At 45.8% G+C, this 16705-nt stretch carries 16 protein-coding genes; 15 read left to right on the top strand and 1 reads right to left on the bottom strand.

Annotation, left to right across the window (positions count from 1 at the left end; genetic code table 11):
- Window positions 1–55: 55 nt before the first annotated feature.
- The 10 genes from E5N72_RS15290 to E5N72_RS15245 all read left to right on the top strand — a co-directional run bounded on the left by E5N72_RS15290 (window position 56) and on the right by E5N72_RS15245 (window position 9170).
- Window positions 56–1072, top strand: coding sequence for a lambda-exonuclease family protein (locus E5N72_RS15290; protein WP_000862954.1), 1017 nt, complete (start codon window positions 56–58; stop codon window positions 1070–1072).
- Window positions 1073–1281: 209 nt separating this feature from the next.
- The gene (locus E5N72_RS15285; RefSeq protein ID WP_007104990.1) at window positions 1282–2241 is read left to right on the top strand and encodes an AAA family ATPase; all 960 of its coding nucleotides are present in this window, start codon (window positions 1282–1284) and stop codon (window positions 2239–2241) included.
- A complete protein-coding gene (locus E5N72_RS15280; protein ID WP_135925904.1) occupies window positions 2241–3008 on the top strand; it encodes a WGR domain-containing protein in 768 nt (255 codons plus the stop codon). Before E5N72_RS15285 ends, E5N72_RS15280 begins: the two co-directional genes overlap by 1 nt.
- A gap of 98 nt (window positions 3009–3106) precedes the next feature.
- A complete protein-coding gene (locus E5N72_RS15275) occupies window positions 3107–4060 on the top strand; it encodes a DUF3150 domain-containing protein (RefSeq protein ID WP_135925903.1) in 954 nt (317 codons plus the stop codon).
- Window positions 4061–4121: 61 nt separating this feature from the next.
- Window positions 4122–4562, top strand: coding sequence for a hypothetical protein (locus E5N72_RS15270; protein ID WP_135925902.1), 441 nt, complete (start codon window positions 4122–4124; stop codon window positions 4560–4562).
- A 69-nt stretch (window positions 4563–4631) separates the two neighbouring features.
- Window positions 4632–6287, top strand: coding sequence for a VWA domain-containing protein (locus E5N72_RS15265; protein ID WP_135925901.1), 1656 nt, complete (start codon window positions 4632–4634; stop codon window positions 6285–6287).
- Between the two features lie 82 nt (window positions 6288–6369).
- Complete coding sequence (radC, locus tag E5N72_RS15260; RefSeq protein ID WP_135925900.1) at window positions 6370–6867, top strand: DNA repair protein RadC; 498 nt, start codon at window positions 6370–6372, stop codon at window positions 6865–6867.
- A complete protein-coding gene (locus E5N72_RS15255; protein ID WP_135925899.1) occupies window positions 6867–7208 on the top strand; it encodes a plasmid-related protein in 342 nt (113 codons plus the stop codon). The genes radC and E5N72_RS15255 overlap by 1 nt, the downstream gene beginning before the upstream one ends.
- A gap of 91 nt (window positions 7209–7299) precedes the next feature.
- Entirely contained in the window at window positions 7300–8373 is a 1074-nt protein-coding gene (locus E5N72_RS15250) for a primase-helicase zinc-binding domain-containing protein (RefSeq protein WP_135925898.1), read from the top strand.
- Window positions 8374–8462: 89 nt separating this feature from the next.
- Entirely contained in the window at window positions 8463–9170 is a 708-nt protein-coding gene (locus tag E5N72_RS15245; RefSeq protein ID WP_135925897.1) for a hypothetical protein, read from the top strand.
- A gap of 281 nt (window positions 9171–9451) precedes the next feature.
- Here the strand turns inward: E5N72_RS15245 and E5N72_RS15240 are convergent, their stop codons facing one another.
- Window positions 9452–11311 (bottom strand): hypothetical protein, encoded by a 1860-nt coding sequence (locus E5N72_RS15240; protein ID WP_135925896.1) that lies wholly within the window; start codon window positions 11309–11311, stop codon window positions 9452–9454.
- Window positions 11312–11379: 68 nt separating this feature from the next.
- On the opposite strand from E5N72_RS15240, the gene E5N72_RS15235 reads away from it, so the two are divergent.
- From E5N72_RS15235 to E5N72_RS15215, 5 genes are all read left to right on the top strand, one after another.
- Window positions 11380–13140 carry a hypothetical protein gene (locus E5N72_RS15235; RefSeq protein ID WP_122067066.1) on the top strand — a complete coding sequence of 587 codons (1761 nt, stop codon included), beginning with the start codon at window positions 11380–11382 and terminating at the stop codon, window positions 13138–13140.
- On the top strand, window positions 13133–13639 hold the full coding sequence (locus E5N72_RS15230; protein WP_122067067.1) for a GreA/GreB family elongation factor: 507 nt from the start codon (window positions 13133–13135) through the stop codon (window positions 13637–13639). Before E5N72_RS15235 ends, E5N72_RS15230 begins: the two co-directional genes overlap by 8 nt.
- Window positions 13640–13666: 27 nt before the next feature.
- Window positions 13667–14245, top strand: a complete 579-nt coding sequence (locus E5N72_RS15225; protein WP_168246746.1) for a hypothetical protein — start codon at window positions 13667–13669, stop codon at window positions 14243–14245.
- Window positions 14246–14369: 124 nt separating this feature from the next.
- Window positions 14370–15314, top strand: coding sequence for a thioredoxin family protein (locus E5N72_RS15220; RefSeq protein WP_122067069.1), 945 nt, complete (start codon window positions 14370–14372; stop codon window positions 15312–15314).
- Window positions 15315–15316: 2 nt separating this feature from the next.
- Complete coding sequence (locus E5N72_RS15215) at window positions 15317–16705, top strand: conjugal transfer protein TraH (protein ID WP_135925895.1); 1389 nt, start codon at window positions 15317–15319, stop codon at window positions 16703–16705.

Genomic DNA, 16705 nt, shown 5'->3' with positions numbered 1-16705 from the left:
AACCCTGAAGGGGCGTTCTCTCCTTCGGGGGAGTCTCCCCCTCAAAGGAGACAATATGAAGGTTATCGACCTATCACAACGTACTCCTGCATGGCACCAGTGGCGCATTGCAGGGGTTACGGCATCTGAAGCCCCAATTATTATGGGGCGTTCACCCTACAAAACACCTTGGCGATTATGGGCAGAAAAAACTGGATTCGTATTACCGGAAGACCTGTCGAATAATCCAAATGTGCTTCGCGGTATACGGTTGGAGCCTCAAGCAAGGCGAGCATTTGAGAATGCGCATAATGACTTTCTTCTGCCGTTATGTGCAGAAGCCGATCATAACGCAATCTTTCGAGCCAGCTTTGATGGCATCAACGATGCGGGCGAGCCCGTTGAACTGAAATGTCCTTGCCAGTCAGTTTTTGAGGATGTGCAAGCTCACCGAGAACAAAGCGAGGCGTACCAGTTGTATTGGGTACAAGTACAGCATCAAATACTGGTCGCCAATAGCACGCGTGGTTGGTTGGTATTCTATTTTGAGGATCAACTGATTGAGTTTGAAATACAACGAGACGCGGCGTTCTTAACTGAGTTGCAAGAAACAGCGCTTCAGTTTTGGGAGTTAGTACAGACCAAAAAAGAACCGTCAAAATGCCCTGAGCAAGATTGTTTTGTTCCCAAGGGTGAAGCCCAATACCGTTGGACATCGCTGTCTCGACAGTATTGCTCAGCACATGCCGAAGTGGTCCGACTGGAAAATCACATTAAATCTTTGAAAGAGGAAATGCGAGACGCTCAGTCAAAATTGGTCGCCATGATGGGTAACTACGCTCATGCGGATTATGCTGGGGTCAAACTCAGCCGCTACATGATGGCGGGCACGGTGGACTATAAGCAATTGGCCACCGATAAGTTAGGCGAGCTGGATGAACAGGTTTTAGCCGCTTACCGAAAAGCGCCACAAGAGCGGTTGCGTATCAGCACCAATAAGCCAGAGCAGCCCGTTGAAACACCAATCAAAATCAGCCTTGAGCAAGAGAACTTGGTTCTGCCAGGTGACTCGCCGAGCTCATTTTACTTTTAACGTTCACTTGGAGCCGATTTCGGCTCCTTTCTCATGCGCTTACATCGAGTGCATCAGAAAGCAGTTTCACTCGTAGCCAATGCTGGGTACGAATGATAGAGCGAGCTGAACTCTTACATACACAGCCATACCACAATCAACACACCACCCGACGGGGACTTCATTCCCTGTTAGGGCATGGGGCCTCGTCAAAACAGATGAGGTTTACCATGACTGAACAATCTCCATTTTTGGTTCAAGTGAATCAAGCGTTTAATGTTCCGGCTCCTGATGCTTTCGTTCTGGAAGGATTTAGTGCCGACACTACCCATCCAAACATTCCCGTTCGCAAGGACGAGTATGTTTTTAGAAAAGAAGACTTACGTGACGTATTGGCGTTTTTGTCTAACCCAGACGGTGACGGTTTGTATATTACAGGCCCCACTGGATGCGGTAAGACCTCGCTAATTTGCCAAGTTGCTTCTCGATTGAATTGGCCTGTTCAGCAAATTACTGCGCACGGTCGATTGGAGTTGTCCGATCTTATCGGTCACCACACGCTGGTTAATGGCAACATGACCTTTGTGTATGGACCGCTGGCACTGGCTGTAAAGCATGGCCATTTGCTGATCATTAATGAAATGGATCTTGCTGAGCCTGCTGAACTGGCTGGGCTCAATGACATTTTGGAAGGTGCCCCGTTGGTCATCGCACAAAATGGCGGTGAGATCATCATGCCACATAACAAGTTTCGTTTTATCGCTACCGGCAACAGTGCGGGCAGCGGTGACCAAACGGGCTTGTATCAAGGCGTGCTTCAACAGAATTTGGCTTTTCTTGATCGCTTTAGAATCATCGAAGCGACCTATGCAGAGCCTTCTGTAGAGGAAGCCATTCTGGAGAATGTTGCGCCGGGCTTGCCAGAAGTCTTTCGCCAAAAAATGGTGAAAGTGGCTGGTGACATTCGTCGTCTTTTTATTGGGGGCGCGGATGGCGGTGCAGAGCTTAGTATCACCATGTCCACTCGGACCTTGGTGCGCTGGGCAAAGTTAACACTTGCTTTTAAAGGTGCTCCTAACGCAGTGGAGTATGCACTGGTTCGGTCTTTGACGGCTCGTGCTGAGTTGGAGCAACGTGAAGCCATTCACCGTATTGCCGCTGATGTCTTCGGTGACCACTGGGAGGATTGATGATGGAAAAGTGCTTTGCTCTTTACCGTTACAGTCATTCTGATGGGACAGCCAAAGAATGGGCCATTTACGTTGGACCAGACACCCAGGAGATTGAAGTTCGGTTTGGAAAAGCTGGTCAATTGTCGCAGCAGCGATTGATTGACTCGACTGATCCTAACGCTGAAGCAGACCGACGAATCAATGAGAAAATCAACAAGGGTTATCGATTGGTTGGACAAGTCGGCATCGATCATCAAGGGCGGCCATTTGAATTCTCAAATGCGCTAGATAGCGTCGCGTGCGCCAATAACGTCAGTTGGGAGTTTCGTACTCGCAAGGACGTCAATGGCCAAGTCTCGCTGGCTCAAAAAGCGTTGTTCGATATGGCAAAGCTGCTTGAAGCCTATGGCTTGGCTGTTATTGATGATAACCAGGTCAGGATTGGAGAATGGTCCTTAGGGTTTTGCAAAAGCAGATTACCTAGTACCAATCAAATCAGCATGGTGTCAGGTGAAGGCGCTGGCATTGTTAACACGGATGATGGCCCATGGCCATTGTTGCTGTTACTGGCCTTTAAGCGTCAATTACCACCTCTGTGTTCGCTCACAGTAGCGAGTCCTGAAGGGATAGAGGTATCCGACCAACTGAAGTTGGAAAAAGATGTATTGAGGCTATTAGGCAGTGATTTAGAGCGGGTTCGCCCGATTGCTGAAGCACTGGACTTAATGCCTGTGAAAATCGATCTCAACCAATCGTCGCCTGATTCGCAAAATTACTATTTCTGATAGTGGTATTGCCATTAGCGCGTCAACTACTACCACCCAAACGGGGGCCATTGCTCCTGCTGGGAGTGGTGCGTCCCCATCTCGCATGAGGATGCACTATGAGTATTCAAACCCTCGACAAACTTTTGATTTGTCACATCGACTGTTCCATCTGGAGCGGTAGAAAAAAACTAAGGCCTGAAGATTTCAGACTAGCCAATGGCAGCCAACTTCCACCGAAGGATGTTGCCAGCTTAGGGAGTAAAAAAATTTGCGACCCTGAGGCATTGGCGAACTTTGAAAGGCTTAAGAAAGAAGCGCAGCGCTTGTGTGAGCAAGTCGGTGTGCGGTTTTTAGGTGGCTATGCCGTCCCTGAAGACAGAATTGATCAGATTGTTCCAGAGCTTGACCGGATCGGTCAGGAGTTTGCGCAGTGCAAGCAGTTGTTCTTGGACAACTATGATCAGGTGACGTTTGACTGGGTTGCAAAACACCCGGAATTTGCAGATGCAATCCGGCGTGCATTATCGCCCATCGAAGACGTGGAACAACGGCTTCAGTTCGATTATGCCATTTATCGAATGCAACCAGCTGAACAAGCTGGTGGCTTAGATGACAAGGTCAATGGTATGGGACACACCCTCTTTAGGGAGGTGGCTCGTGATGCCAATGATCTTTTTGAGCGTTCCGTTGCAGGAAAGAATCAAATCAGTCAGCGTGCCCTTAATCCTCTGAAGCGGTTAAGAGACAAGTTGGATGGTTTGTCATTCCTGGATCATCGAGTTCAGCCGATGGTTGAAGCGATGGACAATTTATTTGTTCGTCTGCCGAAGACCGGCCCTGTGACAGACAATCTCTATCACGAACTGATGGCGACCATTTTAATTTTGTCTGATCCAGACAAGATGAGAATGCACGGTGAAGGTCAATTGGATATCAGACAACTGATGCCCAAACCTGAATCTAAACCCGCACAGCCAGTATCTGCTCAGGCAGATAACTTGCATGCAATACCCCAACCAACCGTCAGACCAAACCTTGGTTCGACTGTACCAAACTCATTTTATTTTTAACGTCCTTGAGGGCATGTTGCCCTGAAGGGCGCATGTCCTCTGAACTTTGTGAGAGGAAATTATGCAATCAACCATCCATAACCCCAGCCAACTGAACCAGTTTGAAGCACATTTTCGTGGTGTGACTGATGCGGTTGAAAGCGAATCGATACCAGAAGTGGCGTGTTGTCGAGCGTTAGTACAACGGTCCTACTCAACACATAGTGTCGTGATCCCCAAGAACCCTGTGCTGATCGCAGATGCGGACGGGCAAGGTGTTTGGGTAACGGCCATGGTATTTGTTCCAAACATGGCATTGCAGCAAACCGCTTTTGAGCGGGCCTGGCTGCAATATCAACACGAGGTGTCTACTCAGTTACAAGACCAGTACGGTCTGACATTGGATGACATCCTGAGTTTAGACCAGCTTAAAACGTCATTTGAACAGCACGAGAGTCCAGCTCAATTGGTGGCTTGGTTAGGTCAAAAATACGATCTGGATAAGCTAAAAGCACAGGTTTAAACATCCACATTCCCAGCGGGGAAACGCTCCCGCTGAGGGAGTATTCCCCCTAATGATTAGGAGACTCCCATGAATCATCCATTAAAAAACGCACTGCCAATCGTTGCCGCCGCTTATGGCGAAAAGTTTGGTGTGAAGGTGCTTATTCAAGGACAAGATGCGTTTACCGATGGTGAGCGGATTGTGATCCCAACAGCAAACCCAGACGACCCACACTATCAACAGATAGCTTGGGGTTATCTGGCTCATGAAGCGGCGCATATTCGGCATACTAATTTTGAAATGGTGCAGAAGGCGTCGTCCAAACCGATCCGTAAGGCACTTCTCAATATCATTGAGGACGTTCGCATTGAAAACGAATTGGCAAAGGATTACCCCGGAACCCGGCGCAGTATTTCGCAAGTGATTGAGTACATGGTGGACACACAGCAAATGTGTGTACCTGAACAGCTTGAGCCTGCATCTAACTTGCAAGCATGGTTGTTGTTCCGCTTGAGATGCCATTTTCTGGGCCAGAAAGCGCTGACGCCTTTGTATCAAGCAGTCGATAAAAGAGTGAGACAACTCTTTCCTGCCACAGCGATGAGCCGGTTAAGCGCCATGCTAACAGCAGTGCCTAGCTTAGGGTCTACAGGTGAAGTGCTGAAACTTGTCGATGCCATCGTTGCCATGTTGGAAGAAGAATCTCGTCCACCACAGGATGAGTCTGATGCTGATAGCGGTGATGACATTGGACAAGATGCGAGTAATGACAGCAATAACAGTAGTGATAGTCAAACCCCGGAAACAGACTCGTCTGCAACGGGGGATGTTGCTGAAACAGGTGATTCAGATAACTCTGATCAAGCTGACAATTTGCGACAAGCCCTAGAGGCCAGTGCCGCTCAGTTTGAACCCGATACCTTTGCACAAGTGGCAGAAGTGTTGTCGGAACAAGCTGAAGGACATCAGGGCGTCACTCCACTCAGTTTGCCCCAAACAGAGCAAGCTATGTTGGGTGACGAGGCCATCTTGACCTTATCGGCGTCTGAGTCCGCTCAAATTCGAGCCCGACTTAGGGGCATGGTTCAGTCCAGTCAGGACAATCGGAATCATGCTAAAGGGCACGGTCTTCGAGTTGCAACCCATCGTCTTGCCGCTTCACAAGCAGGTGAGTCGAGATTGTTTATTCAAAGGCAACCTCGCATTGCGCCCAATGCTGCTGTGCACTTGCTTGTCGATATATCGGGCTCAATGGGTAAGCCCATTGGCGAGGGTAATCGAAAGTACTTTCATGTTGCCAATGAAGCCGCTTTGGCTTTAGCCATGGCACTGGAAGGCATACCGGGTGTTGTACCTGCGGTCAGTTATTTTCCTGGTATTCATCAGGAAGTTTCTATCGCGTTATTGCCCAAGCAATCGGTTCGACATCGGGCTGCCTGTTTTGACCAAAAACCACGAGGTTGTACGCCTATGGCACAAGCGATGTGGTTTGCGGCAAATAGTTTGTTAGCGCAAAAACAGAAGCGAAAGCTAATGATAGTGCTAACGGATGGTGACCCAGATGATTGGGCTGCAACGCATGACATTGTTGACCGGTGCAGACGCAGTGGCTTTGAGCTGCTGGGGATCGGGATTCAAACACGCAGTGTTGAGAAATTCTTTCCTCAAAGCATTGTGATTAATGACGTCAAAGATCTAAAGCGTGAGTTATTCGAAGTAACACAACAACTGTTAATTCAGTAACCACATCAACTTTACCACCCTGCGGGGACGATTCCGTCCCCGCAGGGCATGGGTTCGTCTCCGCTTTTTTTTGGAGACTCCTATGAAAAACAAAAAGTTCTTAGCTGGCGAAGAAGTCGGTACTTACATCGTTCCTGAGCAAGTGACTGAAGCGGATATCATAGATATGGCGCTTAAACTTGCCCGTGGTCGATTGAGTAAAGGTCGCAAAATTGAACAGCCATCGTCGGCGTTCTCATACCTGCAAACACTGATGCACGAGTATGAGCATGAAGTCTTTGGCGTGCTGTTTCTTGATACAAAGCATCGCGTTATTCGATTTGAAGAGCTATTTAAAGGCACTTTAGATGCGGCGAGCGTATATCCAAGGGAAGTAATAAAGCGGGCTTTGGAACTTAATGCGGCAGCAGTGATACTGGTTCATAACCATCCATCGGGTGATCCTGAGCCTAGTGAAGCTGATAAACGCATCACTCATCGACTTCGTGACTCCTTGTCACTTGTTGATATTCGAACGCTTGACCATGTCGTAGTCGCATCCGAGGGCTGCGTTTCGCTTGCCGAACGCGGTTATCTTTAATGAATGGGCGCATTGCCCATTCTCCTACATCACAAAAGCAGTCCCATCAACACACATCATCACAGCTCGAATTTCTATTTGAGTTTGATGATGCCCCAGTCACTTGGTCTGACACGGAAATCTGGCAGTTACGCGAAGGCATTCTATTGGATGCGATGCGTGTATTGCTGGATGGTCGTGTCAGTACTCGGTTGCGCAAGGATGTATTGTCGTGGATTCAAAATGACGAAATAGCGCCATTTTGCTTTCGTGTTTGCGCGATGGCTGCGGTTGTCGATCCTGATGTGCTTCGTGATTCCATCATGTGGCTATTAAGACGACATGATATCCAGCTTGACTAACGTTCCTGCATTAACCAAACGGCTTAATGCAGGACCTAAGCTGACTTTTACCACCAGTGGTAGGAGTCGGCTTTTTACTTAAGGAGGTTATATGGCGTTACCTTTACAAATTGAAACAGTAAGGCCATATCTCAAGGGCCAATGGCTTCAAGTCTTGGCGGCATTGGTGCCAGAACTTGATGCCGCTATTGCTCGAAAAGGCCGTCATGTGGCTTGTCCTGTTCATGGCGGTCGTGATGGCTTTAGGCTGTTCAAAGATGCTGAATATAGCGGTGGTGGCGTTTGTAATACCTGCGGTATCTTTCATGATGGCTTTGAACTGTTGTCTTGGATTAATGGATGGAACTTTGCTCAGTCTATTGAAGCAATCGGCCAGGTTCTTGGTATTCAACCCGGACAAATACAAGCGCCTATTCGGCCAATACCGAGTAACGCAGTTGATTGGAGGGCTAGAAAGCAGGACGAGGACAAAGCGATTATCCATCGTTTGAATCAAACGTGGGGAGAAACGTTATCTCTTGCAGATACTCGTGCGCAACCGGTTTGGAACTACTTGCATCGTCGTGGCATTGTTACGCGGCTTCGTCCTGAATGGGATTCGGTGCTGAGGTTTCATCCAAACTTGCCTTACCATGATGAAGATGGTCTGTTTATCGATAGCTACCCAGCGCTGCTAGGTAAAATCGTTACTCAGCAAGGGCGTTCGGCCACGTTTCATCGGATCTACCTAAGTGAAGATGGATTCAAAGCGCCGGTTGAAAAGCCTAAAAAGATGATGCCGATACCCAGTGACAGAACAATCACTGGTGGTGCCATTCCTATAGGTGAGCCTGGTGAGGTATTAGGTGTTTCTGAAGGCATCGAAACAGCTTTAGCGGTTACCAGAGCAACGGGGCAAACATGTTGGTCGGTTGTGAATGCAACGCTACTGGCTAGGTTTGAACCACCAAGTAATGTGAAAATGCTGTACATCTGGGCAGACCACGATCTCTCTGAGACCGGCCTGAATGCAGCGAATGAACTCAAGAAAAAAGCCTGGCAGAAAGGCATTCTGACACAAGTCCTGATCCCTCCGATACCAACGTCACTCGGCGTGAAAAGTTGGGATTGGAATGATGTACTGAATGTTTACGGTGCCATGGGCTTTCCTAAAGTTCATATCTGATCCAAGGGGCTTCGGCCCCTTTTTTTGCGCCTTGCATATTTGAAAAAACATGGAGAATGAAAAATAGATAACCAATAGGAGAAACAAACATGATGGTATTAACCCTGTTAACAAAGCAGATTGATGGTGAGTTTATGGTTTACTGGAAGACCGGCCTTCGAAGAGGTGGTGAGCTAAAGGTCAATTTAGGTGAGCAATACGACAAGCTACCTGAGCAGCAAAAGCCAATTGCAGCTGAGCTTTATGCTATTCATCACCTACTGTCAGTGAAAGAGGTGATGGGGAGTAACCGAAGCGGTAATGGGCTTCAAATCCGGGTCAGTAAAGGAGCCATCAAAAAGTTACAGAAACAACGCTCAACTCAGCATTCACTTTACAGCCTGACTAGGTTTTTGCTCACCCGTTACGAAGAAGCACAGATCTCGGTAGAAAAGAGAGACGATTGGCTCTCACATTCCTTCGAAGAATACATCGTAGATAATGCTACAGTGAGAGAAATCGATGAGGTAATCAATGTGCCAAGTATTGGACCTGTCGTGGTTACTCGTCATGCACTGGAACGGTTTGTGGAACGGCTTTCAGACGGTGCACCTAAGCATCCTTGGAAGGCTTTGTGCTCAAAGCTGCTATGTTCTGCGCTAACTAAAGCCCAATTACCAAAAAGCATCGCTATCCAAAAAGCAAAAAAATATGCTCAAGAGGCTGAGTTCTGGCAGCACGTGGAGAGCAAGATGTACTTTGTTATGATTACGGGTGACTCAATGAAGACATTGGTTACGGTTTTTGCAGTAAAGTGAGCTAATGTAGTATTCGCACTTTATGAGTAATAATTATGTGCCTAAAGCTGGCCTTCAGCGAAACTCGTTTCTGCTGCCCCATTATGAGTTTCCGCATAACTTGGTAATCATGATAGTGGCAGGTGTAAACCTAAAGAATGCTAATATAAAATGACAAAAATATGTGCTTTAATTGTGTTCTTACGAGTTATGATCTTTTGTTCAATTGTTCAATTGTTCAATTGTTCAATTGTTCAATTGTTCAATTGTTCAATTGTTCAATTGTTCAATTGTTCAATTGTTCAATTGTTCAATCTTCCCCACCCACGCCAAGAGTGCACTTGTTCATTCTTGGGAGGACGATTGCCATTATAACCTTGCTCATAAGTTAAGCGATGAGTAAAAAATATCGCTGTAAGCAAGTTTAACCAAAACTGCTCCCTAAACATACCAGCTAAACTGACGCGTTCTATAGGATAAATTTGACCAAACCGACGCTCAAAAATGTCGCAATATTCTCTAATCTCTGGTTGTTCAAGTAATAAAAAAGCATGGTTTTGATATAGACTAACATGCCGATGATCACCGTGAGTAAAGTCTTTAATATCAACCCAAGTCGGAGTCATTATGCCTGCTTCTGCGAGTATACTCTTCCAAACATGCTCTAGCGGATTATTATAGCCTTTACCAACGACAATAAGCTGTTTAGTGCGCCAGCTAAAGTTTTCAATAAACTGCTCTGCCGCACGCATACCAATTACTTCCGCCTGTTGAGCACAGCTTTGCAAGTCAAGTTCAGGTAATGGCAAATCAAATTGCTTCCGGGCATACTCTTCAGCCAAGGCAGTTAGAGTCAGTATTGATTTGATATTAACAAAACGTTTATCTCGTTTAGGGAATTTACCAAATAGATAACTGCAGCGGATAGTAGAAAGTTTTTTAACTGCTTCGGACTCAGAGTTACATGTAATAATGCCCGCTTCATTTGAAGCATTAGCTATATTTTCAGCAGTATCGATAGCATCTTCTCCTTTGCCCGCAAAACTCAAGAGAATAGGGAAGAAAGAGGTTTTCAATGGGCTGGACTTATAATCCACTGCCGACATGAAAGTACTCATAATGCCATTAGTAACGCAAAGCTCTGCGCCATAACTAGCTGCAATTTTTGCAAAGCCAGAGCCGAGCCACAACGGATAGTTCGACGATAGTAGAGCAGTAATATGACACTGTGATTGTTCAACTTGATCTGATAACTCTTGAATTTCTTCACTGAGTTCCAACCGATTGCTCCATTCAAAAGAGGGGGAATATTTTACTAGTGGTAGCAATTCTTTGTAGTTGACAACCCGAATATTTAGCTTAGGGTCAATAGCTTCCCCTTTATACTCACGAACAGCATTTAATAGTTTCATTGTAGCCAGTGTATAGTAGACCAAGCAAACCTTGGTAGGGATCGCAACAACTCCATCACTCATGCCATAAGCATTAGAAACCATCTGTTGCTGGCTTGGCTCTAGATGTTCTGAAGGTCCTAAAATAATAGGAATTTCAGTAAGCCACTCACGATCTGCTTCTTTTGATACCCAGTCCCTACTGTCATTTGGTACTGCGCTTAAGATACGACTGATAGGCAGATCAATAAACTTCTGACGATGTCCACTCCAAGCTCGCACATGCCAACGAACAGGTGTTACTACTATCGAGTGGGGACAGATTAGGTCTTCCCTCTTTTCTGAAGATGAAAAAGCTCCAATCTCTACCTGCACTGGGGTTTCATATTTCCGACAGCGATTCAGGGTGCGAAAGATCTTAGGCTCCATCTTTTGCGGAATGCCCGTGATATCGACCAGACCGAGTAAATTTCCCACTTCCTTGTGTTGCTCCTGTTGAAGCCATTCTATCGGTTCATGCTCAAACAAAGGAGTGAATGACTCGCTAAGAAAAAACACCTTCGAACGGTTGTCAAACTTTATATTATTTGGAGCAAACTCTTTGTAAAGAGCAATATCAGCGGATGCTTGTTGAGTAGAAATAGCAAACCGAGTTACCAAGTCTTTTCGATTAAACTCGCCAATCCAACTTAGTTGACCCTCCATCCATTGCAAACGCTTAAGGATAGCTTGTCCATTCCGTTTCTGATTTAGATGTTCATATAGTTTCATTGACATGTATACTCAGTTTGCTAAAGTGTGTCTAGTGAATAGATATAATAGCATTTTAGGAGTTAAAAATGAATAGTAACAGTACTAGTAATGCGCTCGTTTCATCTCAACCCAATCTATTGCCTTTTTACTGCTTACTAGAAGATGAAACGACAATACCTACTAACTCGATTAATGCTCGTTATTCGCTCTTCAAAGAGTTTCGCGCCTTTCCTCAGGAGGTCTTTGCTCGTCTGCGTCATTTCCAACCACAAAGTGGATGCTTCAACAAGTGTAACTTTTGTAGCCAAGGTGCAAGCTCGCGTATCATAGAGTTTAGTTTAGAGAATCTGCGCAACATCATCGCTGTGATCAAAGCAGTAAGTTTAGAACAAAACTACTCTCCCAATCAGATAACGGATGTTATTGATTTTGATACTGGTCATTTCATCGATTCTAGAACTATTCACGATTCACCACTCATCGCCTATGGGCGAGAAGATCGTCGCGGAGTAATTTATTGCTATCTCGATAATGACCCTGCGATTTACCCACATATTGATACATTTGCTAGATTAGTTTACGAAAACTTGGGGGTGAAAACCCGCATAGCTACAGTTGGTTACAGCCGACATAATCAGCCAATCAGACAAGCATTTACAAACCTAAGCAGCTCGCTACGCTACTGCTTAGCAGGTGTAAGACTCTCAATATCTCCTTATACCTATGGTTGGACAGAAGCTGGAATGAGAGCTGGGGCGACCCATCGAGATGAATTTGAGAAAGACTTGGCTCACTTTCTTGACACCTTTAAAAATACTGGTGCACTATTCAGTGCAGAATTACGTTTTCGACCAATGATTGATGTGGGTGAGGTGGAGCTAACCAAATACTTCGATATACATATACTTACCTATAAAAATTATTTATATGTATCAGACACATCTCTTGACACCTTAACGACAGCAAGCATTAGTGATAGTCATGATCACGCACTGAAAATGGACACACCGGGGCATAAGGTGATCCAGCTAGAACTGAAAGGAAACTGGAGAAAATCAGCGGATCTATACCTTCGCGGCAAATTAGCGGGCACACCATGTTTAATACATAAACTGCAAAACGAAGATGGCATCTACTTTGGCGTAAATGTTGAGCGCAATCAAGCAAGGAAATGCTATGCAAAATTTTTCTACCCAAAATCAATAGCACGCCCAAACAGTGGCCACATTGATGGTGAACGGTACTTGCTCAATGCCATTATTGATACGAAAGCGACTACGAATAATGCCAGTTGGCAAGATATCGACGCACTTATCCAGAGCATCAAAAACAAAGCTCGAACATTAGCTTGTGCATTTCAGGCATCATCGAAATACATAGAGAAAGATCTTATTCCATTAATAGAGAGTTATGTTCGCACCTTAAAGATGGCGAGATTGCCAGCTAGCTCCTTTTTGGACAAGGAATTAACTATGGATACAGGGCAAATCTGTAATCTGGGGCGCGCTTATAATGAGTACAAATTCCTAGCTTCAAGGCAAGATTTACCAATGACACCGAATCACGAGCGAGCGTTTGGTAAAAAAGGCGACCTTGCCAATGAAGGTACAGTGTTCCGTCTATCGCCGGGTGGAAGACAACGTATATCAAATAAGTTGGGCCGCACTTACACCAAAGAAGACGAGTTTATTATTGAGGAACTAGATCTGACCTCAACGTCTTCGGAAGATGGGCAGTCCAAGCAACACTACAAATTTTTCTTGCCGGGCAATGTGGTCAAAAGCATGAAGAAGTTAGATGAGCCTATTATAGTTGGTCAAATTCCAACGAGAGTTACTTATGAATAAACAAAAAACCTATTTCACCAGAGAAGGATTAGCACGCGCTAACAATGAAATTGCGTCTCTTCAAAAGGAGATAAAGGTGTGTAATGTCAAGATCGGGAAAACAGTGGAGCTTGACAACGACTTACGAGAAAACCCGGAGTTCATGGCACTAAGAACAAAAGCAGAATATGAACTGCCAAGCAAGATTCAAGAGCTGGCTCAGCTACTTGAACACAAAGAGGTCATCGAAGACATGCCCCATATTCGGAATAACCTTTGCAGCTATGTCACAGTGGGACATCAGGTGACTCTCATTGATGAAGATGATAACACTAGAATGCTGACAATTCTTGGTTACGGCGACAGCAACCCAAAAGAAAATATTGTTAGCTATCTCACACCCATAGCTCAGATCCTACTCGAACATGAGGTAGGAGAGGAAGTGAGTCTACCCTCATCGCATGGCAATGTCCTGTATGAGATAGATGAAATCATTGTTTCGCCATTATTAAATAAATAAGGAGGACCTGTGGCTGGTAAATTTATTGTGATCACTGGACTGGATGGCTCTGGCACAACGAGCATTGGCAAAACACTCGCAGAGATGGATCAAGAAGGCTATTACCTCCAAACACCAGAAGGTGTGTTCTCTGAGCACCGTGAGCAATTCACTCAAGAGCTAAGAGAAAGCTACCCTGATGCACACTATCTGTATTATCTAACATCAGTAGTGAAAGCATCGAATGACATCAAGAAAAAACTCAAAACCCACAACGTCTACTGTGTGCGCTATCTTATCGACACTATAGTTTCACATCGTACTATGGGTCTGGATGTTGACCTTGACTACGAACTGGGTTTTACCAGCATAGTCAAACCGGATCTAACACTCTTTATAGACATTAATGAAGGAGTGCGCCAGCAACGTATTACAGAGCGAGGAAAGTCAATATTGGATAAAACTCTCGATGACACGGATTTTAGGATACGCTTCAAAAGTCAATTCGAGCGCTTGTCGTCTCATTATACAATCGTTGATAACTCTACAACGCTAGAAGCCTGCCTAGGCAGTGCGAAGAATAAAGTTGATAATTTAATCGCAGAAAAAGCCCTAGATAAAGCATAGCTGTTGTTACTGTTACTGGTCACAACATATAGTCAGCAACATACACGATTCCTTCATCTATCTGGCCAATCGCTCTTACGGGGATCTTTAGCATGTTAGCTCTGTGAAATTTCTGGAGCTGACAATGAGAACGCCTTTGTTACCTTGGTTCATCCTATGGGTGACCATCCCAATCATTATTTTCTTTCTATTCATCTTGCCCGCCTATGCTAGTGATGGGCAATTCTATCTGCGTGGTCAGGAAGGCTGGTTTTGGTATCAGGTTATTTCTGAGCCAGCGGAGTCTGAAGAGCAAATAAAGCCGGAATCTGGAGTCATGGAGCCCACAAAGGACGAGCTAAGACCCTTCAGTGCTGCCTGGTTCCGAGAGCACATGCAGTCGTTCATGGACAAGGCAATTGATGAGCCGACGAATGAGAATGTCAGAGCCTATCTGTATCTCCAGCGAGTCATGATGGATAAGGGCTCACAGTTTGCTGATGTTAGTCAGCAGGTGGTCATGGGCGATCCTGTTTTGGATGAAATCAGTCGCAGACCCTTGGCGACCTATGCTGCCAATCGGATGGATCGAGAAGCTGGCGCTCAACGTGATGTAGCTTTAGGTGAAGTAGCAAAACGGGCTGGCTTGTTCTTCTTCTATCGTTCGGATTGCCCTTATTGCCATGCTCAAGCGCCTATCATCGAATCCATGGCTTTGAACTACGGTTTCGAGGTGTTTGCTATTGCTGTCGATGGCTTACCTTTACCAAGTGGAGAATTTCCAAATTACAAAGTCGATTCAGGACAAGCTCAATCCTTGTCCGTTACGACTGTCCCTGCCGTGTTCTTAGTTGATCCGCCTAATGTCATCACTCCGATTGGCCAGGGCGCAATGAGCCTTGATGAGCTCAATAATCGAATCATTCTTGCAGCCCATCAAGCCGGTTGGATTGACGATCAAACTTACTATGCCACCAGACCTGTTCAGCCCGGCGTTTCACTCGCGATGTCAGCCCAAGAGCTTAACGAAAAAATATTACAGGACCCTGAGTTCCTTGTTCGCTATCTGCGTGCACAAGGAGGGTTATAACGATGAAAAAAGTATTCCGAGTATCGCTAATCGCCTGTGCGATTGGTTTTTCATCTATGAGCCAAGCAAGCTTGCAACAGGAGATGAATCAGTTGTTTGGTTCAATGACCAACACCACTGCGCCTGGTGTATTCGAGAGTCAGCGGCGTGGCGTTATATCTGGTGGAAGTGTTGTTGTTCGTAACAGGATCATGAACGAAAACCTCGTCTCTATGGTGCCACCGTCATTCCAAGCTGGTTGTGGCGGCATTGATATGTTCGCTGGAAGTTTGTCATTTGTTAACGCGGATCAGTTTGTTCAATTACTTCGCTCTGTTGCTGCAAACGCCAAGGGGTACGCATTCCAATTGGCGCTCAGTGCTATGTGTGAGAAATGCTCTCAGCACATGGAGACACTGCAAAAGAAAATCCAGCAGTTGAACGAGTATTTCGGCAATTCCTGTCAAATGGCTCAGGGAGTCGTGAACGATACCCTGGCTGCTTTTGGTAAAAAGGGGCAAACAGAAGCCAGCATGTTGAGCTCACTTAAAGGGGCTGGAGACGTTTTTACCAGTTGGAGTGAATCCAATGGTAAGAACCCATATGAGAACGCTTCGAGTGTCGCGGCAACTGATGTGAACAGAACGATTAAAGGTAATTTGGTTTGGCGAGCACTGAAACGTCACTCGGCATCAAGCTGGTTTGCATCGGGGGATGACCGTTTTCTTGAAGCGGTTATGTCGGTGACGGGTTCGATCATTGTTGGTGATCTTACTAATGCCGCTGATGGCCAAGGTAAAGCCCCAAAACTGACCAGACTGAATGGCAATAAAGTGACTATTGAGCATCTAATTCATGGCGGCAACGTCGCTATGTACCGATGTGACACAGTGACGCAAGACGGTTGTCTGAACCCAACAATCACTAACGTGACTCTTACCGGGTTATCAACCCAGGTAGAAAATTTACTTCTTGGTACAGGTTCCAGTAACGGCATTATTTTTAAGTTTGCTCGAAATACAGGGGCTGCTAACACCACTGAAAAGGCTTTTATGACCTCGGCTCCTGCGAGCATTGGCGGCATGATTCGAACACTTTCTGCATTAAATGAAGGTGCCGCTAGGTCGTTTGCTTCACGAGCAGCACCATTTATTGCTGTTGAGATGGCCCGAGCATTGGTTGAAGACATGCTCAATGCAGCTAGAAGCACCTCTGGTGTAGAAGATCATGCCTATGCGAAGTTATTAACTGAAGACCTTGAACGTGCACGTCGCCAAATCAACGAGGAATACGCCGCGTTACAGCGAAGATACGGTTCAGAGCAAGAATTGCTGGCGCATTTTAATCAGGTGATTCAGACCATTCGCAAGCAGCGTTATTACACCGTTAAATCTACGGCACTGGGGGAATAG

It is taken from the genome of Pseudoalteromonas sp. MEBiC 03607, from assembly GCF_004792295.1.
Classification (GTDB): Bacteria; Pseudomonadota; Gammaproteobacteria; order Enterobacterales; family Alteromonadaceae; genus Pseudoalteromonas; species Pseudoalteromonas lipolytica_C.
This window is presented reverse-complemented; position numbering and strand designations above follow the sequence as displayed.